General features: G+C 41.0%; 23 protein-coding genes and 2 CRISPR repeat arrays. Of the genes, 2 read left to right on the top strand and 21 right to left on the bottom strand.

Features of this window, described 5'->3' with window-relative positions; translation table 11 throughout:
• The first annotated feature begins 190 nt into the window (after nt 1–190).
• On the top strand, nt 191–802 hold the full coding sequence (locus TOL9009_RS0101875; protein WP_029630786.1) for a hypothetical protein: 612 nt from the start codon (nt 191–193) through the stop codon (nt 800–802).
• 147 nt (nt 803–949) lie between these two features.
• Nucleotides 950–5,022: direct repeats of the CRISPR family, unit length 36 nt; unit sequence GTTTCCAACTAATCCGATTTAACCCAATCGGTAGGG.
• Nucleotides 5,023–5,520: 498 nt separating this feature from the next.
• Here TOL9009_RS0101875 and TOL9009_RS0101865 read toward each other — a convergent pair.
• From TOL9009_RS0101865 to TOL9009_RS0101840, 6 genes are all read right to left on the bottom strand, one after another.
• Entirely contained in the window at nt 5,521–6,552 is a 1,032-nt protein-coding gene (locus tag TOL9009_RS0101865; RefSeq protein WP_029630782.1) for a M48 family metalloprotease, read from the bottom strand.
• A gap of 264 nt (nt 6,553–6,816) precedes the next feature.
• A complete protein-coding gene (locus TOL9009_RS0101860) occupies nt 6,817–8,241 on the bottom strand; it encodes a HesA/MoeB/ThiF family protein (RefSeq protein WP_029630781.1) in 1,425 nt (474 codons plus the stop codon).
• A 244-nt stretch (nt 8,242–8,485) separates the two neighbouring features.
• Nucleotides 8,486–8,971: a hypothetical protein gene (locus tag TOL9009_RS0101855; RefSeq protein ID WP_029630779.1), complete on the bottom strand. Its 486-nt coding sequence runs from the start codon at nt 8,969–8,971 to the stop codon at nt 8,486–8,488.
• A gap of 59 nt (nt 8,972–9,030) precedes the next feature.
• Nucleotides 9,031–9,228, bottom strand: a complete 198-nt coding sequence (locus TOL9009_RS0101850) for a hypothetical protein (protein WP_029630777.1) — start codon at nt 9,226–9,228, stop codon at nt 9,031–9,033.
• Nucleotides 9,225–9,668, bottom strand: a complete 444-nt coding sequence (locus TOL9009_RS37500) for a hypothetical protein (protein ID WP_051502757.1) — start codon at nt 9,666–9,668, stop codon at nt 9,225–9,227. The genes TOL9009_RS0101850 and TOL9009_RS37500 overlap by 4 nt, the downstream gene beginning before the upstream one ends.
• 42 nt (nt 9,669–9,710) lie before the next feature.
• The gene (locus tag TOL9009_RS0101840) at nt 9,711–10,286 is read right to left on the bottom strand and encodes a LabA-like NYN domain-containing protein (protein WP_029630776.1); all 576 of its coding nucleotides are present in this window, start codon (nt 10,284–10,286) and stop codon (nt 9,711–9,713) included.
• 187 nt (nt 10,287–10,473) lie between these two features.
• Here TOL9009_RS0101840 and TOL9009_RS41875 point away from each other — a divergent pair, with 187 nt between their 5' ends.
• Complete coding sequence (locus TOL9009_RS41875) at nt 10,474–11,433, top strand: LabA-like NYN domain-containing protein (RefSeq protein ID WP_084763060.1); 960 nt, start codon at nt 10,474–10,476, stop codon at nt 11,431–11,433.
• 64 nt (nt 11,434–11,497) lie between these two features.
• Nucleotides 11,498–13,041: a CRISPR direct-repeat array (repeat unit 36 nt; unit sequence GTTTCCAACTAATCCGATTTAACCCAATCGGTAGGG).
• 218 nt (nt 13,042–13,259) lie between these two features.
• Here the strand turns inward: TOL9009_RS41875 and cas2 are convergent.
• The 15 genes from cas2 to TOL9009_RS0101760 form a co-directional block, all read right to left on the bottom strand.
• Nucleotides 13,260–13,535, bottom strand: coding sequence for a CRISPR-associated endonuclease Cas2 (gene cas2, locus TOL9009_RS0101830; protein WP_029630772.1), 276 nt, complete (start codon nt 13,533–13,535; stop codon nt 13,260–13,262).
• Nucleotides 13,536–13,731: 196 nt separating this feature from the next.
• Nucleotides 13,732–14,736: a CRISPR-associated endonuclease Cas1 gene (gene cas1 / locus TOL9009_RS0101825; RefSeq protein WP_029630770.1), complete on the bottom strand. Its 1,005-nt coding sequence runs from the start codon at nt 14,734–14,736 to the stop codon at nt 13,732–13,734.
• Between the two features lie 176 nt (nt 14,737–14,912).
• The gene (locus tag TOL9009_RS0101820) at nt 14,913–15,881 is read right to left on the bottom strand and encodes a reverse transcriptase domain-containing protein (RefSeq protein ID WP_029630768.1); all 969 of its coding nucleotides are present in this window, start codon (nt 15,879–15,881) and stop codon (nt 14,913–14,915) included.
• A gap of 269 nt (nt 15,882–16,150) precedes the next feature.
• Nucleotides 16,151–16,741, bottom strand: coding sequence for an HD domain-containing protein (locus TOL9009_RS0101815; protein ID WP_038295731.1), 591 nt, complete (start codon nt 16,739–16,741; stop codon nt 16,151–16,153).
• Nucleotides 16,742–16,757: 16 nt separating this feature from the next.
• Nucleotides 16,758–18,260 (bottom strand): TIGR03985 family CRISPR-associated protein, encoded by a 1,503-nt coding sequence (locus TOL9009_RS0101810; RefSeq protein WP_029630765.1) that lies wholly within the window; start codon nt 18,258–18,260, stop codon nt 16,758–16,760.
• Nucleotides 18,261–18,445: 185 nt separating this feature from the next.
• Complete coding sequence (locus TOL9009_RS0101805; RefSeq protein ID WP_029630763.1) at nt 18,446–18,826, bottom strand: hypothetical protein; 381 nt, start codon at nt 18,824–18,826, stop codon at nt 18,446–18,448.
• Between the two features lie 93 nt (nt 18,827–18,919).
• A complete protein-coding gene (locus TOL9009_RS0101800; protein WP_038295729.1) occupies nt 18,920–19,789 on the bottom strand; it encodes a bifunctional DNA primase/polymerase in 870 nt (289 codons plus the stop codon).
• An 8-nt stretch (nt 19,790–19,797) separates the two neighbouring features.
• Complete coding sequence (locus TOL9009_RS0101795) at nt 19,798–19,980, bottom strand: hypothetical protein (RefSeq protein WP_029630761.1); 183 nt, start codon at nt 19,978–19,980, stop codon at nt 19,798–19,800.
• A gap of 12 nt (nt 19,981–19,992) precedes the next feature.
• A complete protein-coding gene (locus TOL9009_RS0101790) occupies nt 19,993–20,349 on the bottom strand; it encodes a DUF6876 family protein (protein ID WP_029630760.1) in 357 nt (118 codons plus the stop codon).
• Nucleotides 20,350–20,458: 109 nt separating this feature from the next.
• Nucleotides 20,459–20,848, bottom strand: coding sequence for a hypothetical protein (locus TOL9009_RS41870; protein WP_029630759.1), 390 nt, complete (start codon nt 20,846–20,848; stop codon nt 20,459–20,461).
• A gap of 163 nt (nt 20,849–21,011) precedes the next feature.
• On the bottom strand, nt 21,012–23,861 hold the full coding sequence (locus TOL9009_RS37485; RefSeq protein WP_144238113.1) for a DEAD/DEAH box helicase: 2,850 nt from the start codon (nt 23,859–23,861) through the stop codon (nt 21,012–21,014).
• A 164-nt stretch (nt 23,862–24,025) separates the two neighbouring features.
• Nucleotides 24,026–24,292: a hypothetical protein gene (locus TOL9009_RS0101775; RefSeq protein ID WP_242055215.1), complete on the bottom strand. Its 267-nt coding sequence runs from the start codon at nt 24,290–24,292 to the stop codon at nt 24,026–24,028.
• A gap of 84 nt (nt 24,293–24,376) precedes the next feature.
• Nucleotides 24,377–24,688, bottom strand: a complete 312-nt coding sequence (locus TOL9009_RS37480) for a single-stranded DNA-binding protein (protein ID WP_038295765.1) — start codon at nt 24,686–24,688, stop codon at nt 24,377–24,379.
• A gap of 9 nt (nt 24,689–24,697) precedes the next feature.
• Nucleotides 24,698–25,060, bottom strand: coding sequence for a single-stranded DNA-binding protein (locus TOL9009_RS0101765; protein WP_029630757.1), 363 nt, complete (start codon nt 25,058–25,060; stop codon nt 24,698–24,700).
• A 429-nt stretch (nt 25,061–25,489) separates the two neighbouring features.
• Nucleotides 25,490–26,074 carry a hypothetical protein gene (locus tag TOL9009_RS0101760; protein ID WP_029630756.1) on the bottom strand — a complete coding sequence of 195 codons (585 nt, stop codon included), beginning with the start codon at nt 26,072–26,074 and terminating at the stop codon, nt 25,490–25,492.
• Between the last annotated feature and the right edge of the window lie 5 nt (nt 26,075–26,079).

Genomic DNA, 26,079 nt, shown 5'->3' with positions numbered 1-26,079 from the left:
TATGACACATAGATGGAAAACGCCCATTCCACTTATGCTCTTTCCTGGAGTCATATTCTCGACTTCCATCAAGATGGGAAGCTATCTTATCTATAATAAGTCTGGGTTCTTGTTAGTCACAACTGGAAATATCGTTTTCCACTGACTCACTATATTAAATACATCCAAGTCAATATTAGTGAGTTTCAAAATGAACAAAGAATCCGTGGAAAAAAGCCAATTTATTTCAGGACTAATCGCAGCTGAGGCTGGAATATATGAAGAGTTAGTCTCTTTAGTAGGTGAAGATGCAAAGAAAGCTGTAGAAACCATTAGACAACACTCCTATATTTCTGCTACCTGTGGTGTACTTGTTGTAGCTCCAGGAGTCGATTTATTAGCATTTGTTGCTAATACTTGGACAATGTATGCTCGAATAAATAGCGCACTTGGCATTTCACTCAGCAAAAACATTTTAAAATCAGTTGCATCAGCAATAGGAACAAATATCTTGTCAATCATTCCTGGAATGATATTAAGTTCAGTCGGAGGTTCTATTTTAAAAATAGTGCCCGGTTTAGGAACAGCTGGAGGAATGGCAATAACAGGTACTACGTTCTATGCTCTTTCGACTGTTATGGGTTGGACTTACTTGAAAGTAATCATGTTTCTTGTTTCTTCAGATGCGCCCATTAATGAAAAAAACTTAAAAGTTGCAACAAAGCAAGTGACGAAAGATAAGGATTTTATCAGGGAAATATACAATTCCGCAAAATCTGATTTTCAAGAAGAACAAGATTCCGATTCTGCTAATGATAAGTAATTAAGCAAACTTGATATTTAAGTAAAACATTAATTAAAATATCAAGTTGTTCGCATCTCTAAAAATAATCGTCAGCACTGGCAAAATAATCGCTAAATATCACATTTTGTTAGTAATAAAAAAGCCCTCGAATTTGTAGAGGGCTTTTTTGTCAACTAATCCGATTTAACCCAATCGGTAGGGGTCGTAATGAGAATATCGGCAATTCTCCTTCAAGCTCGTTTCCAACTAATCCGATTTAACCCAATCGGTAGGGCGCTTAAGAGTTTTGCTCGGAATCCAAAAAATTCAGGGTTTCCAACTAATCCGATTTAACCCAATCGGTAGGGTGTAAATAGTTTCACCTCCTCCTGTCGGGGAGAAGGGGTAGTTTCCAACTAATCCGATTTAACCCAATCGGTAGGGTTGTTCCAGGAAATTCCCGCCCTGCTCCAACAATCGAGGTTTCCAACTAATCCGATTTAACCCAATCGGTAGGGGCTCAAGATAATGAGCAATTAAGTCGAACCACAACAAACGTTTCCAACTAATCCGATTTAACCCAATCGGTAGGGGCAGTTGTCGCACGAGTGCCACGCTCTCGTTGCAACAAGAGGTTTCCAACTAATCCGATTTAACCCAATCGGTAGGGCCCTCCAAGGGAGCATCCAGCTCCCGCCCCACGTTTCCAACTAATCCGATTTAACCCAATCGGTAGGGATCGTGCTCAGAAAAAGTTCTCTCGCCTTTATTTCGGTTTCCAACTAATCCGATTTAACCCAATCGGTAGGGTGGGAGCCAATTCTAACCAGGCGACCCAAAGTATAGTTTCCAACTAATCCGATTTAACCCAATCGGTAGGGAAGTTGTCAACGTCGCCGTTGATAACAGCATTCCCGTTTCCAACTAATCCGATTTAACCCAATCGGTAGGGGGGTCGGATTCTTTCACATTGTCAAAGATCAAATTTTTGTTTCCAACTAATCCGATTTAACCCAATCGGTAGGGTAGCAGTTGCGTCTCGTCAAGGTGCAAACTGTGGAAAGTTTCCAACTAATCCGATTTAACCCAATCGGTAGGGGATACAGCTGCCGTTACGCCCTTGGAAATAAAGTTTCCAACTAATCCGATTTAACCCAATCGGTAGGGAGACAATATGTCCAACCCAGAACCATCCGTCGTAATGTTTCCAACTAATCCGATTTAACCCAATCGGTAGGGCAATAACCGACTGCTCTTACCAAGCCGCAACCTCAGTCGTTTCCAACTAATCCGATTTAACCCAATCGGTAGGGACATTAAGTTGGTAACGGATCAGCAACACTTCCTGTGAGTTTCCAACTAATCCGATTTAACCCAATCGGTAGGGCCGCGGACTACACCATGGTCTGCACACGTTCTACGTGTTTCCAACTAATCCGATTTAACCCAATCGGTAGGGAGGTATGTTGAAAATGGAATCCACAGGTACTTCCACCGTTTCCAACTAATCCGATTTAACCCAATCGGTAGGGGTGTTTTACTTAACGCTCAGTCTAAAGTAAATCTTTTTGTTTCCAACTAATCCGATTTAACCCAATCGGTAGGGTTTCCTCTTCTGAAGTTGAATTTGCGCTAAATTCAAGTTTCCAACTAATCCGATTTAACCCAATCGGTAGGGAAAGCGGAAATTTTAATGGCATAAATCAACAGAATAGTTTCCAACTAATCCGATTTAACCCAATCGGTAGGGCTTCAATGGTTTTATCAAACTCTCCTCTGATTGTTTCCAACTAATCCGATTTAACCCAATCGGTAGGGAAGCTTCTGCCAGTTCAGCATGCGAATCTGGGTACAATGTTTCCAACTAATCCGATTTAACCCAATCGGTAGGGCTTCTGCCAGTTCAGCATGCGAATCTGGGTACAATGTTTCCAACTAATCCGATTTAACCCAATCGGTAGGGGAAATCAATCTCCAAATGGTTTCGTGCAGCCAAATAACGTTTCCAACTAATCCGATTTAACCCAATCGGTAGGGAGTAAGCCAACAGGTCATTTCCCGCTCTAATCCAAAAAGGTTTCCAACTAATCCGATTTAACCCAATCGGTAGGGGAAGTCAAACCATTTGTGGTGACAGAAACTCCATTGAAAGTTTCCAACTAATCCGATTTAACCCAATCGGTAGGGAGGTTTTTCTTCTTCATTGCTCGAAAGATTGTTTCCAACTAATCCGATTTAACCCAATCGGTAGGGTATAGACCCCACAACAGTCACGGAAGTGACTGTTTATTGTTTCCAACTAATCCGATTTAACCCAATCGGTAGGGTCGAGGGGCTGACAAGATTTGGAGAGCAAGTTTCCAACTAATCCGATTTAACCCAATCGGTAGGGACTTTGAATTTGCATCTGCAATTTCTGGCGGTCTTAAAGGTTTCCAACTAATCCGATTTAACCCAATCGGTAGGGGCAGGCAAAGTGTGAATATTCGTAACTTTAAGTTTCCAACTAATCCGATTTAACCCAATCGGTAGGGTTCACGGTTACCCCAAATTTGCTCTGATTCGATTTCGAGGTTTCCAACTAATCCGATTTAACCCAATCGGTAGGGTTGAACCTCAATTTGAGGTCGAAATCCCTGAAAATGTTTCCAACTAATCCGATTTAACCCAATCGGTAGGGTGGTGACGATCCAGAGCAACGCATTGCATCATACGGTTTCCAACTAATCCGATTTAACCCAATCGGTAGGGTTGTTCTCTATACAGATGGAAACCCCACAGACGAGTTTCCAACTAATCCGATTTAACCCAATCGGTAGGGGATTATGAATCCAAAGAACAACCGGTGCCTATCGCAAAGGTTTCCAACTAATCCGATTTAACCCAATCGGTAGGGTAGCGCCTCAGCAAAACGGAGGACGCTGTAACGTTTCCAACTAATCCGATTTAACCCAATCGGTAGGGCAGAGCGCGCAGGAATGTCACGCTAATGGTCCTAATGTTTCCAACTAATCCGATTTAACCCAATCGGTAGGGCTCTTAATATGATATTAAGAGCTAGTCTGAGTTTAAAGTTTCCAACTAATCCGATTTAACCCAATCGGTAGGGGGTCAAATAACCGTAGGCTGCCAAAGGATTTGCAAAAACAGTTTCCAACTAATCCGATTTAACCCAATCGGTAGGGGGTTAAAAATTCCCCCCATCCCCCTAACTCTCCACGGGTTTCCAACTAATCCGATTTAACCCAATCGGTAGGGTCAGACGCTGTAAAGCCAATCGAAGATGCAGTTTTGTTTCCAACTAATCCGATTTAACCCAATCGGTAGGGGGGGCTGTGATCCATATCTCAGAATTGCATCAGCAATGTTTCCAACTAATCCGATTTAACCCAATCGGTAGGGGCGATGGTTTGGACTAAAGACGACGGCGTACTAATTGTTTCCAACTAATCCGATTTAACCCAATCGGTAGGGTCCTCTAGCCCGGGCATGGCGCTTGAGGGACGGAAACAAGTTTCCAACTAATCCGATTTAACCCAATCGGTAGGGTTTTACCTATGGTCCTTGGGCGTGTTGTCTTGTTTCCAACTAATCCGATTTAACCCAATCGGTAGGGTCGAGATGCATCAGCAGCTGACAACCATCCTTTGCTAAGTTTCCAACTAATCCGATTTAACCCAATCGGTAGGGAAGAATGGTTGACTCAGGCGAACCTTGATCATGCTGCGGGTTTCCAACTAATCCGATTTAACCCAATCGGTAGGGTGTCCACTTTGTGAACAGAAGGTTGAGATTGAAAAGTTTCCAACTAATCCGATTTAACCCAATCGGTAGGGCAGAAGTTAAGCAGCAATACTGGGCAGGAGTAAAGTTGTTTCCAACTAATCCGATTTAACCCAATCGGTAGGGGAAGATATAATTTGCGGTGTATCACGCACTTGTTTCCAACTAATCCGATTTAACCCAATCGGTAGGGAATACTGTTAAAACCTCGCAATCCAATTCCCAAAACGTTTCCAACTAATCCGATTTAACCCAATCGGTAGGGTAAAGAAATAAACCAGACCATGTTTTCTGACGTTTCCAACTAATCCGATTTAACCCAATCGGTAGGGCTAGATAGCACCCATTATCGCATGAATTGCGCTGTGACGTTTCCAACTAATCCGATTTAACCCAATCGGTAGGGCGAAACGAGGGGCAACAGGACCCTCCGTTCTACAGTTTCCAACTAATCCGATTTAACCCAATCGGTAGGGAGTTCGTCTAGGAGCCTTTGCCCAGTAAGGATTTCAGCCACCAAATCGACACCACTGCTAAAAGTATAGTACATTCTCCCAAAAATTGACTCAAACACATACCTCAAACCCTTGCCCAGTAAGTAATCGACACCACTCAACGAAATAATAGGCATTTCAGCGATTTGCTGAGTGGTGTCGATGACCATGTTACAAAACCTCCTTCATAATCCTAAAACCTATATAACGTAATACTTTGGCTGTGCTGCTGGTTCCTCCAGCCTTTGCCCATAGCCCTCTAGAAAGTTGGATAACAAGCGTGCATCTTTTATCACCACGAATATTATATGCAAAAATCACCAACTCTTTGAGGAGTAAGAATTAATAATTAATGTAAATATAAGTTTTTTTACTTAAAGAATACAAAAAATAAATTACACCAATAAAAATTGGTGCAAGATGCAAGAAAAAATAAACTGCGCGTTTTTCTAAACATCAAAAACTGAAAGCATTTCCCAATCATCTCAAATAAAATCCACGTCTTAAAGCCTCAATTCTTTTATGAATCGGTGGATGTGTATGTTTTAACCAGTGAAAAGTCCCTACTTCTTCATTCATTGCCACCCTAATCCATAAAGTAGCCATTTGTTCTTTATTTTTTTTCGGTGGCTGAAAAGGTAAACGGTCAAGAACCGCCAAAGCTGATACCATATCATCAACACTTGTTAACCTAGCAGCAACCGCATCAGCATGATATTCTCGCCAGCGACTATGCCAAAAGGTTAATAATGTCACCATAAATTTTGTTATCGTCGGCAACATCATTAAAATAGTCCAAACCAACACACCTACAAAAAAGCCTGTTGCGTGTTGCCAATTGCCTAAAAGACCATAGATTAAACCTGCAACCAGCATTAATAAAGCCGCAAATCTTCCGAAATACCACACAATCAGCAACATTGGCGTAAAAAGTATTAACATCACACCATCCAAAGCAGCTGAAAGCAAAGTTTTTGCCATTGTGTCTAAGTTAGCAATATGCCCTAATTCGTGTGCCATCACAGCAGCAACTTGTCTTTGATTTAATTGCTTAATTAAACCAGTAGTAGCAACTACCATTGCATAAGAACGTGTTGCACCCACCGCATAGGCATTAGGATTCTCATCACACAATTCAATTGCTACCACCGGAGTTTTTGGTAATCCTTCTGCTCTCGCTAACTCCTGAACTGCCGTACATAGCCCTTTTTCAACATCAGAATACAATCCCTTTTCATGTATTAAAAGTGGATTAATTACTCGTAATTTTCTTTGATTAATACAAGAAGGTACAGCAGCAAAATATTTGTAAATTGTTGTTATTACCCAGTAAATGCTAGGTATACCAATGCAACCCAAAAAGAATAGACCGATAACAAAATTGAAAGCACCTTGCTGAAACAATTGCAATCCATAGTAGCTGGCATATACTCCATAGCCGAAAACACTCAAACAAAACAACATCATGATTGCAATGACAGCAATATTACCTTGAGCATTTCTAAATTTCATAACTTTCTCCCTGTATATTTGAAGAGTTAATTAACAGTGATCCAAAACCTATCCGAAGCGAGGGAAACAAAGTCTAGGGAAGCAATCTCAAAGAGTTTGCGCTAGTCTGCAACACTAAAAAGCGAATATTTCGCATACTTTTAGATTTGATTCCTTTAGTAACTTTTCCCTTTTTCCTTCCCAGTCCTCATGAGCGAGGACTTTAGCTATGAGACAGGGACTTACAATCCCTGGCTATTTACGCAAAACTAAAATACTTCCCTCTCACCAGATCATTGAATCCGAATTCTCAAAATCCGAATTCTCAAAATCTGGACTCTCAACAACTTCCTCTAAACTCCCCATCCCACAAAAGTAACAATCATCAGTCTGCAAATACTCTGTATTAGTCTTACGCCAATCACTACCGGGAAACTCATAAATCCAATCAATCCCGGAATCTACATTCAAAAAACCGCTTACCATCCCATGAATTACACCAACACCTGTACTTGCACAGATACCATTCAACCAAAATACCGCCGGGTCATTCACACCTTCTAAATAACCCGCAGCCATTTGATTAATCTCCAATGGCGCAGACTCTAAAGCTGCACGTTGCAAGTTAATAATATTACCGCACATCAAACACCAACCACCACCCAGAGGAGGAACGGTAATTCTGCAATACATTCGCGGTGTATTGTCTGGTTTCACCTCTATATGAGTCCCCAAACACACCAAAGGACGCATGTATTGCAACGCTAATTCTTGAGCAGTTTTTCGAGAAAGATGATTATCAGTCGCCACCACAATTAAATCGCAAGTTGCTATTTCTTCCTTGGCTAATTCACTTTCAACTGAAGTTGGTATTGTTTTGACACAGGAACCCTCACTGTAAATTTTCTTGATAAGATGCTTGACATAATGCACTTTATGCCAATTTTGGTCTACCATTTCTTGTGTAGCACCGGGCATCCGATTGAGGTTAACTGTCTCCAATTCATCAGGGTCAATTAATACCCAATTCTTCACACCTAAACGCCCCAATAATTCTGCAAAAATTGAACCAATACCACCACAGCCAATTAATGCTACTTTTAGCTGATTGAGTAGCTTTTGATTGGTTTCCCCAAATATTTTTTGCCGAGCAAACATCAAATCATAGTTCAAGTCAATATTATTCATCACATGTTTATTTTTGGAGATTTCAAACAGGGAATTACAAAATTGAACGTTCTCAAACTCCCGTCCTTTTCTATCCCACATCCGAAATTGACCAGATTGTAAATCCTCGTCAAACACACCCGAAATCAAACGAGGTTTTTTGGGAAAACTAGATGAGATAAACCGCGCATATTCAGACTCATAACGATCATCGACATAGGAAAAATCAGGTATACCTCGACCCGCGTGAGTATGAATGTGAACTACATCCAAACCTGGCTGAAGATGATTTTGTAGCAAATAGGAATGAAAATGCTGTTTTAATACCAATCCACTGGCAGATTGATGTTCGTAGCAGTCAGAAGCAGGAACAACCCAACTTTTAGGAATATACCGGATTTTGTGTTTTGAAACTTGATGACGCTGACAAAATAAAAAACCAATCACTTCTTCATTAAACATCCGAGACTTGAGCATAGATTTTTGAAACTCAGACCACATTTTTGGTGGTATGTGCAGAGAAATTGCCGGAGATTTGTTCATAGTTAGTTGTTAACAAAATACTTGGCGATATTCGTAATCGCAGCTACACAAACCCAGGATTTACGCACGGATTACGTATTTCCGTCCCTATCGACGTAAGGAAGCAATCTCAAAGTCTTGTTTTCTGGTAACGAGTGCGTAAGTCCTAAAACCAAGTCCGCGATTAGGCTCCCCAGTATTTAGCCCAGGTCGGTTGGGCTTTGTCTGTGTAGCCGCAGATTTCAGTCTGACGGGAATAATTCCGTCAATCATCACTATTAATCGCGTGACGTGCTGTTACAAATAAAGTCGCAAGATTGTGACCATTCTCAGGATTATTACTAGGTCTCCAAGAATTTAACCAGACATCATGGTTAAATCCTCCCCCTAATCCCACACAGTACCAATACCATCCTTGTTCACTCAGAAATGGCGCACCATAGTAACTTTGTCTGGTAAAGTGATGGTCTCCTTCTCCTACCGTATTCCACGGGTAATTTAAATAGCAACCAATGGGGGGAAGTCGCGGATAATCTAGTGGTAACAAAAACAAAACATCTGTGTTAGAAACTGTAAACTTTTTGGAAGATAAAGGCATTCCCTTAATCAGAATAGCCGTGTATTTAATATCTCCTACTGTCTTGCTACCAACAATTACATTTTTGGCTACTTTTTCTAACAGCTTGAGTTCTTCTACAATTCGCAAACTGGGTTTAAATCCTGATTTATCTTGACTAATTGTAACTGCCATACTTCACCTTCTCAATTCAAAACTCCAAATTAGTGGATAATCCAAAATCTAAAATCTCACTATCCTTTGACAATTTTGGGTACAGTCCAAACCTTTGAACCCTCTTTAAGCGCTTCGTTATTTTTCAGAGGACGAGTACCAGCAAAACCTTCTTCCATCACATCATCGTGACCAATTTCTGGCAACTTTTTTCTTAATTCTTCAACAGTTGTACCTTGTGGTAAATCAACCAGTTTACCGTTAACAATTGCTCTCATCTCATTTCCTCACTTTGTTCTAATTGTTTACTTGATGACGATTTTATTTTTTTAGATTTCGATTGAATGAATTCCAGAGACTCCACTTTTTTGTGAGGTTTAGTTTTGTTATATTCGGGTTTATTATTTATGCTAAACATAAACCATAAACCGACGAAAACGATAACACTGGTTATTTTGATAAAAAACAATTGTCTAGCTTGTCTTGATGTTACATCCTCCAAAAAACCAATTCTTTGATCTAACTTTTGCAAATAAGATTTGTTACTATCAACCTCCTCAGTTACCTTTTGTAAATATTGCGTGTAGTCTTGTTTGCTAATAGCATTAACCTGAGATTCTAAATACTGACAACGTTGATTAATTCTCTCAGTCCTTTGCCTAAGTTCCTCAAATTGGTCTAGCTCTTGATTAATTAACTTGCCATTCACTGTCCCCATAAATAACTCCTTTCCTTTTTTGTTTATTCCAGCATCATGCATTCAGGAATCAAAAACATTAGAACTACCAATGCGGTGATAATTTTGGCTAGTATCATGTTGGTCAAATTTATCAAATACCTCAGTCAAATCCACTACGCTATTAGCCGAATTTTTTAACTCACTTCCTAAAGATTGTTCGACTGAAGCTACCTCAACTCGGATTCCTCGTCTTCTCAGTTTCTCTGCTAAATAGGCAAAATCGGAATCTCCCGTCACCAAAACCACAATATCTGGTTTAATTTCTAAAGCTAACTCAATTGCATCTATTGCCATCACAACATCAACATTATTCTCGTAATCGTCTCCTTTCGCTTTACCTTCTTTTGCTACGACTAAAAAACCATTACTCTTTGCCCAGTAGACAAATTTTTCTTTGCTTTTTCGCTGTTCTTCAAATCTTTCTTTTGCGGGAGGTAGACCGAGATAAATTACCATCTCAATTAACTCTCTTCCTTCTTTCGGGTCAGCTAAATAATCTCGCACTTTATGCCAATTTATTTTGCGATTAAAACTTTGTGCTGCCATAAAAGCGTTATCGCCATCTGCTATAATTATCACTCGATGAAGATTTCCCATGCTCTTTCACCATTTATCTTGGGTTTGTTTTCTTGTTTCCTATTAAAACCTATGGGTGGAATATGCTTTTTCCCTCAGCCAGATCCTTCACGAAGAAAAGGGTTTGGGGTGCGGAATACTGGAAATATCGTTTTCCACCTACTCGCTAGATTAAATACATCGAAATAAAGATTAGTGAGTAGTAGCAATGAAATTTACTCAAGGGTTTCCAATCATAATGTTTGCATCAATGGTGTGCATCTTAACTGGTACGATTAGCAAACAACCTTTAGTGCGAGTACTGGGTGAAATAGCTGTGTTAGGGGCTATTTATAGAAAAACAACAGTCAAGCAGCACCACTTAGATGCGAATAAGCAGAAGCAATTAAGTCTATTAAGTAAAGAGAATACTTGCTTGCAAGCCAAACTTACTGATACACTGTATGAATTAAATAAGTTGGAGAAAAAAGTCAAAGTTCAACATACCTGTCAACGTCTTTATCTTTCTAAAATTGATAAATTACAGCATCAACAAAAAGTCATTGCCGGAAATCTCGCTCAATTGCAAGAGAAGTTAGATAATAAAACTGCTCCTCAATCTGAAAATCATCAAAATAAGTCTCAAAAATCATCTGTTAAATTACTTTCCGATACTCAAACATCGATAACTCGTGTTTATATTGACGGTAATAATTTCAGTTTTGCTCTTGATCGCTTGCAAATTGAGGTTGACTATAATGCGTTGCGGGTAGAACTTTCTCAAAGCGCAAATGCTACCACTTTTAAATATTACACTGGTGTTCATTCACCGATGACTGATGGACAAAAGCGGTTTGTAAGTTATTTAGAAGGTTTGCGTTATGAAGTAATTGGACTTCCGATTTTACCTCGAATTGATAGCAATACTGTCAAAACTGTTGGTGATGATGTAAAAATTACTGTTGATATGTTAAGGGAAGTCAAGCAGCAAGATAGGGTGATTCTTGTGAGTGGTGATGGTGACTTTGTTCCTGCCATTACTGAAATACAACAACGTGGTGTAGAGGTAACTATTATTGCGAAGAAGGGTATGTTAAGTCAAGAGCTTTCGGAAATAGCTGATGATGTGATTTTTTTAGATGATATACAATATCAAGTCGCTAAGTATACAAAGTTGAATATAGCTTAAATAATTTGTAGCGATGTTGTTAGGAATAAAAAAGCTCTGAAAAATATCAGGGCTTATTTTTTTGTAAACATTCTAATCCGATTTAACCCAATCGGTAGGGTTGGTTTTATCGTTGGTCTCCATCGTGGCTTTTTTGTTTCCAACTAATCCGATTTAACCCAATCGGTAGGGATTTGGTATATCTTGTAGCCCTCACCATTCCCAATGAATGTTTCCAACTAATCCGATTTAACCCAATCGGTAGGGGATCGTAAGCCTCATCTTAAGCGTAGTCCTAAGCGTTTCCAACTAATCCGATTTAACCCAATCGGTAGGGAAACGATGACGCACAACAGGTTCAGCGGAAGATTGCCGTTTCCAACTAATCCGATTTAACCCAATCGGTAGGGAGCAGCGCAGCCAGTGACCAAAGTCATCAACATAAACGTTTCCAACTAATCCGATTTAACCCAATCGGTAGGGTAAGAATCGCTGCTGACCAAGCGAAGCTCGATATTGTTTCCAACTAATCCGATTTAACCCAATCGGTAGGGGTCGCTAGCAACGATGCACACAATGCTCGTGTAGTGTTTCCAACTAATCCGATTTAACCCAATCGGTAGGGGCCTTTAGTGGCTTGGGGTGGGTGTCAAGAACACCGTTTCCAACTAATCCGATTTAACCCAATCGGTAGGGTCAATGGCTACCCACGGCGCAGCCCGGCAGCCAAATGTTTCCAACTAATCCGATTTAACCCAATCGGTAGGGACAAAACGATCAAAGCGACTTGTGGAAACATAGCGTTTCCAACTAATCCGATTTAACCCAATCGGTAGGGACTAGAGAGCAAGTTTCTAAAGCAAGGGACCAGGCGTTTCCAACTAATCCGATTTAACCCAATCGGTAGGGTCAATCGCTGCTGGGATTGTTGGTTTTTTCGTTGCAATCGTTTCCAACTAATCCGATTTAACCCAATCGGTAGGGAGCGGTAGATCTAATTGTATCTCCCACTAGCTTGACAGGTTTCCAACTAATCCGATTTAACCCAATCGGTAGGGCTCGTCTTGTTCTCGTTAGAGAAAATTACGAAGACTAGTTTCCAACTAATCCGATTTAACCCAATCGGTAGGGAAACCTCGAAAGTTGATGTTTCAGAGTTTCTAGTTTCCAACTAATCCGATTTAACCCAATCGGTAGGGAAGGATAGTCTTGTTTGCAAAAACTTGACTTAGGGTTTCCAACTAATCCGATTTAACCCAATCGGTAGGGTAGTTTATATCAAGGCACCCAGCCTTCTAACCTGGTTTCCAACTAATCCGATTTAACCCAATCGGTAGGGCCAATTGTTGAGCATGTAAATGGCACCCATTATAGCGTTTCCAACTAATCCGATTTAACCCAATCGGTAGGGTCTAAGCTTCGAGTTGGGTTTGCCTTGATTTCAAAAAATCGTTTCCAACTAATCCGATTTAACCCAATCGGTAGGGCGGACCGATTCCTGCGTATTACACGTTAATCTAAAGGTTTCCAACTAATCCGATTTAACCCAATCGGTAGGGAGTAAACGAAGAGGCTGATAAATGCCACCTTCGGGTTTCCAACTAATCCGATTTAACCCAATCGGTAGGGTGTTCGTCTAGGAGCCTTTACCCAGTAAGGGTTTCAGCCATCAAATCGACGCATCTCTGAAAAACATTATACATGTTCTCCAAAATTAAGCAAAATACATACCTCAAACCCTTAGCCTGTAAGCAATCGACGCATCTCAACGAAAAAGATAGGGTTTCAGCGATTTGACGAGATGCGTCGATGACCATGTTACAAAACCTCCTTAATTATCCTAAAACCTATATAACGTAATACTTTGGCGGTGCTGCTGGTTCCTCACTACCAATAGTTAACACCCTGGAAACAGCCTCTTCCGATATCCAGTAAAATCGCACATTGTCCTCGGATGGTTTAACTAGTTTTTTTGATTTCTCAAACAGTTGCCGCATTTCGTCCAAACTTAAAAAACACTCAAACACGGAAAATTGTACTCTTCGCCCATAGCCCTCTAGAAAGTTGGATAACTTAGTGCGTCTTTTGTCATCAGGAATATCATATACAACAAGCACTAACATCTTTATCAGTGAGAATTAATACTTTACGAAAGTATAAGTTCTTTTACTTATAAGATACAAGGTGTCATTTAAATTATAATCATGTTAAGATTCCCAAATATAATGGTGCGTTACGGCTCACAAAGATATTCGATGAAATTCACAATAATTCTCTAGTCGTAACATATTTTACTACCAACTTTTTAATCCAAAATTCCTAACCTGCCCTTAAAAAAGATTCATAGGGAACTCCAGATAACAAACAACGTTTATATCTTCTCACTTGCAACTGAATTGCATGTCTATATGTAACTTGAGATATTAAATCTGGATGAGAAACTTCTTCATTCATCCGAGTTTCAAACTGTTTCAAAAAAACTTTCCGCGCAGATTGGCTTAAATACACTCCTCCCGTACTAGCAACCAAATCAAAATCATTCGGTTTAAATAAAGATTTATTAATTACCTTTAACACCAAACTATCAACAATGGGAGAACGAAATTCTTCCATCAAATCGAAAGCTAAATATGGCTTCTGCTTCTCACCATAATGGAAATTACCAATATATGGAGAAAGCCCTTCCGCAATAATAAAACTCAACACATTATTAAACAAAAGGGTATAACCAAAACTCAATAACGAATTCACCTCATCAATAGGAGGTTGACGAAATCTCTGAGAAAAACTAAAAGCAGAATTAGTAATCAACTTGCCAAAAGCTGGAAAATATCTGGCAGCAGCAATACCTTCATAACCCCGCAATGAATCCAAATTATCTACATATTCTAAGGCATCAATATCTTGATTAATGCCATAAATAGCCTTTTCTACATCTTCTAATTTCCGTTTCCGATTAAATCGCATTAATAGCTGCTTGGAATTCATTAACTTACCTAAAACAACAGCTTTTGATACGCTAAATTGAAAATAATCATCATTGCGTCTCTCAATTTGAATTAGTTGATTATCCAAATTAGTAGACTCTTCACTCCACAGATGACCGTGATATTGTCCTGATTGACTGAGAAATAACACAGCAATTTTATCTTGCAGACAACTATTAATTACTGGAGTTGATAATTGAATATTGCCAAAAACAAGAATTTGCTGCACTTCCCGTATCGGGACTTCCAGCTTAGGTTTTTCTGAGACATGAATAATAAAACGTTGATAATCTTTATAGATTGACGTTCCTTGTTCAATTAAGTAAATAGCTGCCATTTCTAGATTCCAAATATTTTTTTGAAAAGAGCTATTATCCTCTTCGCTTTCTGGAAGTATTTCTATCTCTACTTCTGCAAGAAAAGGTTGATGTAAATAAGCAATATTTTTTGTATCTTCGTCCTTCTCCTCACCTAAGTCATCAACCTGCTTATCTGGCAGTAAAGGCAGAGTTTCTAAGCCTTTTTCCTTGTATAATACAGATTCTTTTGGACTTTTTTTTTACTATAATTTTTAGCTTGTTTTTTTCCTTGGTTCTCCTCTATCCCCGACTTCAACTTTACTTTATTCGCATCTACAGGGAAAATTGCATTTTCTAAAAAACCATGACCTAAAAATCGAAAACCACGCTCAAAATTAGTAACTTGTGTTTTCTCGGTATTTATTGTCAATCCCATTGAATCCAATAAATTGATAATTTCTGACTTTGCTGATAAAATTCGTTCTTGACTGCGTGATAAAACCAGAAAATCATCGGCATAACGCACAAGTTTTAAATCAGTCGCACTCACTAACTCATCAAACTCATGTAGATAAATATTCGCCAAAATCGGCGAAATTACCGCACCTTGGGGTATACCCTTTTGTGGTAATATCAATCCTTCTTGTGTTTGTACACCAACGGTTATCCAAGATTTTATTAAACATAAAAAACCCGGATTATCTATATGTAACCTCACCTCTTTTAATAACCTAGAATGGTCAATATTATCAAAAAACTTGACAATATCTGCATCTAACACCCATAAATAACCCATATCTCGCCAATCAGCGATTTTCTCCACCGCATTGATATAAGATAAATTGGGACGATAGGCAAAACTTACAGGTGAAAATTTCTCCTCCATTAATGGGTACAGCACATTTAATAAAGCTTGCTGAACAATTCTGTCCCTAACTGTTGGTATTTTCAACTCTCTTTTGGTGCCGTTTTTTTTAGGAATAATTACCTGTTTGCAAGGGAGAGGTTGATAAGTACTATTAGCTACGGCATTGAGTAATTGATAAATATTGACAGTTTGGTTGCCAGCAAAACTACTAATTGTTTCTCCATCTACCCCCGCACAACCACGATTTTCGGCAACTTTTGACCAAGCACGTTGAAAATTATTGATATCGAGAAATTTGCTAGCAATATCAATCATAATAATTTGTAATCCCAATTTAATCAGAGTTGAAAATTCTCACATCTTGCACCAACATGTTATGCAAGACAAAAAGACTAAGTATTTATAGCTTTTCCGACTGCCAGGGACTATAAGTCCCTGTCTTATAGCTTAAGTCCTCTGAAAGAGGACTGTTTGAGAGTATTTTTTATGTCAAATTAGCTACTAAAAACTGCTCAATTCATTGTTTATGCGTAAAGGTGCAAGATATAAGAATTCTGTTTTTTTAGATGCAGCCATGCCAGAGGCTATTCTTTCTTGTTAAACTCACTAACAATCCGATTTAACTCTTGTACCAACCAAGAATCAGCATCTGTTTCTAAAAAGACTTCCAATAGAGTGTAGTAGTACCATAATGTACCGTCCTTACCACCTTTAAACTTTTCCCAAGTTGCTTCCCCTTCTTTGTATAAATCACTCAAAATACTACGGGCATTATGCAATTTATCTGCTAGCGCTACTCTGCGAACTGAAGTTGAAGCATGACGCAATTTTTCAATATATTGCTGTTTGCGTTCTTCCCAAGGCGGTTTTGGTATAGTATCTGCATCGGTGCAACCATCAACTATTTCGATGACTTTTACACCAAACATATTTAAAATCACTTCACGGGTTGCTATCCCTCCTTGGTCTTCGACTGCATCATGTAATAATGCAGCGATCGCTTCATCTTCATCACCACCATTTTCTAATACCAGTGCTGCTACACTTAACAGGTGACTGATATAAGGTACGTTACCCCCTTTTCTTATTTGTTTAGCGTGGAGTCTGGTAGCGTAAACTAAAGCTTGTTCAAAACGATGAGTTAATTTTGGTGTTTCTGTTGCGTTTAAGTTCATACTTTTATTTCCGTAATTATCTATAAAGCTTGTAAGTAGCTTCCATATCTTTTTTCATGCGCTGTCGTAAATCCCAAGGTAAAATCACCTCAACATTCTGTCCCCAAGCCCGCAAACGCATGATGATGTTATTATCATCTTTGCGATAATCGACTTTGCAGTAAATATCGCTATCTGAACGAGATTGTACTATTGAAAGCAAATTTTTTTGTTCTATTGATGCTGCGGGTGTGTAAGATTTGACGAGTGCTTCAACTTTTTGTCGAGAGATTTTTGTAAACATTTCATCCCGTTCTGTACCCAAAATATAATTGCCATAGAAATATTGCTCAAACCTCAACACAAGTAATTCTTGTGGTTTGTAAATATCAAATCCCCAAGCTACTGACATTTTATGTTTAATATCATCAGGACTCGGTGGATATTTACCCTGGCATTTATCTACAAAGTGTTTAGGAATATTGACTTCATCTATATCTTTTTGGAATTCATCTAATTGGAGAATACGATCAAGTCGATAATCGTACCAATCAATTTTACTCCAAGGATTATTTTCATCCTGCTTAGGAGTTTGACCGTAAGCAAATAGATAAGGTGCGCGTTGATAGTAGTAAATAGAAACTGGATAAACGATACAATCAACAGTATCTTGAAATAGTTTAGCACTCTGATAGGTCAATTTTACCAACGGTACTTTATCTTGCTTCCAAATGTTTTTTAACTTCTTTTTGAGTAATTCTACGCGATTATATAGCTGGGGATGAACTATATATTCGGCATGTATAAAAAACCTTTGAATGCCATTAATTGGTTGTGATAATGAATTATTGAAAGCAGATAATTCTTCATTTGTGAATTGTTCTGATTGAGTTTCGACATCTTCTAAACGAGTTAAGAAAAATTCAGGAAACTCATCTACTTTCAAATACGTATCCTGTTCTTTTAGTTTTTTGATTTTTAACCAGCCGAGATTTACTAATGATTGAAAGTCATGGTCTTTTAAGTTGCGACTGGTTACAGCAAATAAACGCCCATCAGATAGAGATTTAGAAAATCGGTAAGATTTTTTCTGATTATTGGTATCAACTGAGTTGTGTTCTTGGTTACTACTTTTCGTAGTATTAATCATTCCAGTTAATAGTAAATTATCTAACTCATCATCTTGAATAGAATAATATTGTTGAAATGACCAACGCCATTTACTTTTTTCAACACTTAAGTTTGATAGAAATAACCAGTCAGTTAATTTTGTGGTACAGCGACATCCTTCATGATGTAAAATTGGAGCTTTATCACGTAAATGATGCTTTTTTGCATCTAAAAAAAATAAATAGCGCCATTCCATAAAAGTAAACTCTTCTGTTAATTCTAATTTAACTTCATCACCATCATCTCCATAAATAGAACGTAAAATAACCCATAGTCTTACTGCTTTCGCTAAGTTTTGTTTGAGAGATCCTGGCGTTAGCAACTTTAAGACTTCCACAGTGGGAGGATAATTAAAAGCTTCTCTCTTCATCGTGTGTTGTGCTGCTGGTGTGTGTGTGTTTCTACATTAGCAGCAGGTGGAAAAGGCTATTTCCATCTCATCCCTCAAATGAAACGGTAGATTCAGATTCCATGTATAGAGATTTTTGTAAATTGAGATTTCAGTATCGAAGTAAAAATTATGTAGTTCCTCTTAATAGGAACTACATAAGTTGATTAAAACTCGGCAGTGTTTGGAAGTTCTACAACGTTGTTCTGCTGTAAGGAACGAGCCTTGCGCCGCGCCCACGAACGGTCGTTGATTTCCTGTAAGTCTTGCAACGATTTACCGAACTTACGCCCTGCATATTCCAGCAACTGGTCGAGGGAATAGCGCCGTTCTTCAATAGTGCCGAAAACTTCAGTAAACCGTTCTTTGAGTTCATCCCAGGAGAAGGAATCCCCTAAAGAGCGCTTCACGGACAACCCCTGCAACTCGCGCAAAGCGTAGTATACCGTGGCATACTGCTTTTCGCAGTAGTCAGATGTGTTATATTCACCGAGAGCGGAGGTATCGATGGACTGAACAGCGGCGATAGTGGATTTACGAGGTGCCATAGTAGTAGAACCAAATTAATTTCACTTTTTCATGAGCGTCAGCGATTCTTTAGAAGAACTTAAAGGCATAACTGAATGTTGTAAGTGACAAATTTAAGCTGTGTTACGCATAGGTGAATCGACTTCAGCTAGATAGTATAGTGTGCTGATACTAATCCTGGTGGGGTTGAAAGTTGACCACTTGTAAGCGCACTCTCCCGGTTTATACTTGTTTGACTGTCGGCTCCAGTCTGACCACAAAGGCAACAGCGCACTTGAGTAGGAGTACAGCGCCATTCCTACGCGAATCCAGTCGTGGTAGTCGTCGGCGCGGTGGGGATGAAGCCGCGACAGCAGCATAGCAATGTGACGGTACATAGCTTGTCCTGCTGTTTGTGTAGCGTGAGGATGTCTGCACACTTTGACTGGCACACGGGATTTGGGTTGCTTTTTGACCATCAACTGTATCAGCCAATCTGGAGCAAAGGCGATCGCTCTTTCATTAGGACTGCAATTCTTTAGCCAGCGGTAAGGCTTGTGGGTGATAGGGTGAATCGATGGCGGCAGGACAGACATCAATCCTTTAAACCGTAATTCCAGCCCCTTGTCCAGCTTGCGAGAGTGGAGTGAAGGGGCTATATCGGCTGACACCTTGAACAACCGCTGACAACGCCCCGGTCGCCCAGACGTGAAGGTGACTGTATCGGGCAGAGGGTTTTTTTGTGCCAGTACAAGCAGCACTTCGGCAGCGGCTGCGCCATCTTGGTCGAGTGCCAGCAGATAGTTACGCCCTGACTCGATTGCCGTGCCAGTCAGCAAGGCAAATCCGGTGCAGTGATGACCATTGGCAAGCCACTGGATTAGCTGCCCCGGAGTATAAGGACGCTTATTCCAACCCTTTCCTCCAAGGGGTTGTTTCCCTGAAACAGGAACTAACTTCCAGTCTGAAGGGAGTAAGCTTAGTTCTTTATAAAATTGTTGCATCACTCTTTTTAGTCATTGCTTGAAGGTGACTGATTTTCTAATTTTTTGGCACATCGCCTCATGGTTGCTGTAACTATTAGCATGGAACTGTATATTTCTGCTCCATCTTCAGACGCTGTTTCAAGTGCTAGCTCTTCAAGTTCTTCAGCCTCTTTCAATAATTTGAGAAAGCGTTTTACTATAGGTTTCATGTAACACAAAAGCTAATATTCCGAGGGCAGCATCAACACCTTTTCAACCAGATAAAGTTTGATGCAAGGCAATGGAAAATCGGTGTACTCAATCTCCTGCCGTAAGATTTCCGAATCTGTATCTTGCTCACAAATTAATGTGGCAGATTTGTTATCATTTACGACCAATCGCCAAATTTGGAAGTCCCGTAAGTTTGGTAACGCAAGGGACTTATTAGTTTGATAGGAAGCAATGGCATCAATTAGCCAGTAAGCGTTACCAGCAGTAGCTAGATACCTTACTCCGCAGGTGTAAAGCAGCCCCAGTGGATGTTTGTACAGTGATTCTGAACTTGTAAACTGGTTGAGGTCTGTTTGCTTTAGTGTCATTTTCAGTGTTAAATGAAGTTGGGATGAAATGCCATGAGCCACGACAAAAAACAACTCTCCCGTCAAAATGCGGAAAAGTTGTTTTTAGGAGTCGGGGGAAGTGAAAGGTTTATTTGGACTTGCTACCGATTGCGGTTTTTGCTTTTGTTCCGTTAGCACCACCAGCGCCCTCTATGTTGGAATCTGCTGGTGATGTTGGTAACGAGCCAGTGTCGGGAGGGTTATTTTCACGAGCAGCCTCTGGCGTATTGGTAGATGCTTTTGAAGTTGCCACAATGCAATCAGCACCTAACTCTTTAGCCTGAGTTTCTACCAAGCTTTGCACCTGCTCCAAAGTCAATCCGGGAATGCGCCCTAACTGTTGAGTTTTGATTAATTTCCAAACTGCCAATGCCTCAACTGGCGTTGCTGATTGAATAGCTTTGCGTGAAGCTGCAATCAACTTTTCTGTCACTATATTGACTCGGTTTTCTAGAGACATATCTTTTGTCTTAGCCATTGAACCTCTGGGGTTATTGGTACATTTCATTTGCCTCAAGGCGTGAGCCTAAGCCCACAAAAACAACATGAGCCAAAATTTCGGCTCATGTCGTTATGGGTAGAGAAATAGGTGGTGCGAAAATACTCACACCTGGTTTTTTGGTTTAGTCGGTTGTGATCGCCTAAGCGCGATTGGCTGTATCCGCAGATATGGACACAGCATCGGATGCGACGGAAGCGATCGCCTCCAGCAGCGTCAGCCCGACTATTTTATTAAGCGCCGAGTTGCCTTGAGGACAGCTATGCAAGTGCAAGCATTTGGGACAGCCAGCTTCACAACTACAAGCTGTTGAGAGCGATGCAGCACTATCAGCAAACTTCTGAAACTGATGGAATATCGCTTCACTACAGCCATTTCCTCCATCTACCGCATCGTAGAAATAGCCCACGGTTTCGCCTTCCTCAACCACGATGTAGTTTAAATCGAGGCTGGAACTGAGGATGACGAGCGGCACGGCAAATATCATTTGATGACCCATGCTGTGGAGGGCAATAGAGTCAGCAGCTGCTTCCCACAAGGCAGCATAGGCAGACGGAATGTTTGTGCTAGTAGAATGAAGAACTTGTTCCTTAATTTGTCCGACCTGGGTTGAAATTAGCTGTTTAATTGCGTCATTGATTTCTACCTTTACTATGGGTGTTTTGTACTGGGTGCAGTAGGGCTTCTCAAACGCAACTTCATCAATGACGGTTACGAGTTCGACATTCTTAAGGCTAGAACCGCAATGCATACATGACTTGCCAGAAACGGGACGGTGGTAATTGCGACATCCGGAAGAAGTGCAAGTTAGTTCGTAGTTTTTGACACACAACTTGTAGCCAGTCACCGATGATGTAATTTCACCCCAGCCCAGAGTCAGTTTTAACTCACCTTTGGGGATAGAAAGCGCGACTGTTTTGGAGTCCGCCAGAAGTTCGAGCATCTTGATGTCCAAATCAGTCTCAGCTATGGTGAAAGTGTTGCTTTTAGAATTTATAGGGTTTAAAATTGCTATTCGTTGGCTAACATCCAGCGCGGTCGATTTGTATTTGGCAATCTCACCTTCCGTATTCTGAGCGCTGTAGATAGCACCGGGGAAAACCTCTCGGAAAGCCATGTCAAGAGACATTTCTTCAAAGTCCTCGCCAGTAAGGTTGTCAATCAACTTGACACTCGTCATTGCATTTCCTCGCAAATTGATTTCCTTGTGAGGATAGCCGCGTCCCCAAAGTTGTCCGTTTCGGCTGAGAAACAGTTGATTCTGGTTCATGAGGACATCAGCCACAGCAGGCGCTCGTTCCCCAAAGTAATGAGTTAGCATAGCAATAGGAATACCGCTTTCCACAGCAGATGCCATCAGGTGCTTGCCCAGCAGTATGGGATAATCGGGATTGAAACTAGCGCTTTCAGCTATTGAGTGCAGTAATACGTCGGGATTGGCGCTGTAATAGTTATCCAGGGGGCTTTGAGCTACTGGCAGGAAGATGACTAGCCCAGGATTTCGCCGACCAGCGCGACCGATTCGCTGCCTGAATGACATTAAACTTCCAGGCCAGCCGCGCACCAAACAGCAATCGAGTTCGGGTAAATCTAGTCCCGCTTCAAGAGCCGACGTACTCAGAATCCACCGAATTTTACCTGACTGCAACTGCTGGATAATGTCACTGCGGCGATCGCTTCGCAATGAGCCGTAGAAGATAGCTACTCCATCAGCAAGATGCGAACAATCCTGTTTGCGGGCTTCTTGCTTGATTATGCTCAACAAACTCTTAACCGCAGAGCGATTGTTGCAGAAACAAATCCCCGTAAGTTCATGAAGCAGCATTTTGAGGATAATTTTGGCAGCATCGGGATTAGCATTGCTGCTAGGCTTCAGACACAGAGTTGTCCGTCCTGCAATAAAAGCCCCGCTGCGCGAAATCAACTGCAACCGCTCTGGTGTTGTCTCCCGCCCCGAAAAGCGCAGTGCCATTTCAGCCGGATTGCCAATTGTGGCACTGCTGAAGACCCATTGCAAACAATTTGAATCCCCGCCAACACTATCAACTGCAACCCGCAGCCGTCGCATGAGGTTGGTGAAATTGGCACCAAAGGTTGCTACATAGGTATGCGATTCGTCAATGACTACGTAGCGTAACCGCCGCAAGAACTCGCGGAACGACTCGCCTTCGTCTTTCTTTCGTACATTGTAAAGCTGGTAGTGCAGCAGATCGGGGCTGACTCCCAAAATCTGGGGTGGATTCGGGCTAAACAACCGCTGCCGTTCTATAATTGAGGTGTCGCCTGTCATCAAGCCTACCTTAATTTGTTCGTCTTTGGGTAGTTGGGAAACGAGCGATCGCAACTTGCCAATTTGGTCAACTGCCAGCGCCTTAAGCGGGTACAAATACAATGCAGTCGCATTACTGGTGAGGCACGATTCAACAACAGCAATGTTGAAGCACCAGGTCTTGCCGCTGGCGGTTGGAGTCAGGATGGAGATATCCTTACCGGAACGCAGTGCTGTCAATGACTCTAGTTGATGAGAGTAAATTTGGCTGATACCAGTTTTCAAAAGTGCAGTTCTGAGTGCAGCAGGCAGGTCATCAGGCAGTGAATACAGTTCGCCATCATCGGGCAGAGTAGTTTCCACCGCTATCAGGTTGTCTGCAAATTCTGCCGCAACATCTTTGAAGACGGGATGAGAAATCTGATCCAAGTCGAAAACTGGACTGGTCGTTTGCACGGGTGCGTCTTCCGCTTTGACAACGCTTCCAGATTCCACTGCGTTCTGCCAGTTGGGGAAAGATACATGAGAGGCTAACTTCTCGAAATCAACGACTAACCGAGAACCCAACACCCCAATCACTTGACCAAAGCCGTAAGTAGGAGAGTAAATTGGCTGTCCAACTGCAAGCCAGTCTTCTGGCGTGGGTGAGGAATGAGACACCGCTTTGACGAGGGCAGCGTAGTCGGGTTTGGAAAATTCTGATTGACTCATGACAATCTGCATAAACCTAAATTTCCTCCCCGGACTGCCGTGAGGCAGCAATATCAAAAAAAACCGACAGCGTTAAAAGCGTGTATATCCGCCCAACACCGTCGATTTCACAAAACACAGTTACAGTAACTTCATGCCAACTTCGTCATACAGCGAGGATCTGGTTTCTTCCACTCCTACTGACATGATGCAAGTTCATTTTCTGCCACTAAATCCTCTTCAGACCATTCTTCGCAGTAGCCTTGCGGATAATCCAAATTGACTGTATAATTCCAGATACTTGCAGAATAATCATCGAGTCGCAGCCCGGTAATTTTGCCCTTTGCCCATTCTTTGGGTTGGCAGTTGCTGGTAATTGCAACGCGATCGCCGAAAGTGTATTTGGGTGACTTAGCTAACTGATGAGCGAATGTGATTGTGATGATGTTCATTGCAATGGACATATAAATTTCAAAATTTGACTTTCACTCCGTGCATGAGCCGGCAGAAAGAAAGCCCTTCCAGGTGGAAAGGCAACTTTTCTGAAGCTAGATCGAGATAATTCTTTCAGCCGTCAGTTCGGCTAACTTTTCTTTGAATCCCTCCGGTCGTTCAACTGTGTTCATTTGCAAGCGTCCCTGAATTACGCATTGCTGTGAGGAGCGCAGACTACTAAGTTGCGTGGCAAGGTTTTCTCCCCACGCCACTACTTTGATGGTTGAAGGAGGAGGAGGTGCGTCCTTTTCATTATGATGAGGACTATAAAATGCTCCTAAACATTGAGCGATATGGTCGCCGTTGCGAGTGTGTCGATATTCCGGAGCGGCGACTATGGTAATGGCTATTGTGCAATCGTTCATGGGTAGCTCCTAAAAAGTGTCAAGATTAGTGTCGTCTTCAGCTTGGGGTCTGTCTTGTTTAGACCCTAGTAGGTGTAACTGATTGGCGTTAACAATAGGTTTGGAACGCAGAGTACCTGTTGTGCAGTCATTCCATGTGTCAATTTTGAGGTAGCCAGTTACACCAACTTGGTCGCCTTTACGGACGTAGTTGGCAGCAATTTCTGCTGTCTTTCCCCACAATTCGATATTGAACCAATCCGGGGGCGCGTCCTTAGCCCGTCGTCGCACCGCCAGTGATAAAGTAGCTTTGACGCTCCCCGACTCAAAGAAGCGCATTTCCGGGTCTGCACCAACCCGACCAACCAAGTTGACAGTATTGAGAGTGAGGATTTGGGGTGTAAGTTCGATTTTCTCCTCAACTACTGGTGCTGCTTCTACTGCCTTTGTATCTGGCATTGGCAGCGAGTCATCGACGGGTGCAGGATGAATAATAGTGGATGTTTTTCTCATATCACTCAAATGAAATATCAATAATGCTTTGGCGTGAGCCAAAATAATTAACATAGTGTTTTTAACGAAAGCTGCTAGAAATTCCCCTCCTTCAACGAAGTTAAGGTGCAATAAGCTGTTGCGTTTACAATTTACAATGCTTAAAATTTAGAACCAAAGCCTCAAACTTTCTCCCCCTCCCCCCTCTCTGCCTCAACGAGAAAATTAAAAGCCTCACAGCTTTGTTTATTAACAACAAATAACTAAATGTGCCAGTTGCAATCCTAAAAATAAAACTCCCGTTTATGGGGAGTGATTAGTTATTATGATTTACAAAACTATTTGAGTAACTGGTGAATTGTTGGGTAAGAAAGCAAAGTCAGGGTATTTATCTAAGTTCTTTCGCACAGTCCAGATATTGAGGCTGAATCGTTCAGCAGAATGTTCTAAAACTCCGTGTTGATGTTTGCAATTGAAGCTGTAGATATCGCCATGATTAAGCTGAAGTTTTTTAATAGTTGAAGCATTTGGATTGCTGCTTTTTCTATCAGTGTTGTAAGCAAATGTAGCAGTACCAAGATTAACACCACAAGCGTGTTCTATCGCATAGGTATCGTCTCTGTGCAAAGCTATGGTTCCTTTACTGTTAATGCCTTGCGCTTCTCCGCCGAAGGTGAGTAAGGCAATGTTAGAACCAGGATAGATGCGTTGGCAGAAATCCCACAAGCGCTGGTCAAAATGCGCGGAGATAATGCGATTTTGAGATAGCAAAGCTTCGTGGAATAGCCAGAAGCGATATCGACCAGGAGCGTATTTACTAACATCGGGTGTCATTTGTGGTATTAAACTTTGGCAGTGCAATCGCAAAGCTTCAAGTGTGCTGGCTCTGACCAAACTGAATTTATTGAATGTCATATTAG

Source organism: [Scytonema hofmanni] UTEX 2349 (assembly GCF_000582685.1).
Classification (GTDB): domain Bacteria; phylum Cyanobacteriota; class Cyanobacteriia; order Cyanobacteriales; family Nostocaceae; genus Hassallia; species Hassallia hofmanni.
Note: the sequence above shows the minus strand (reverse complement) of the source record. Positions and strands in the feature narration are given on the sequence as shown.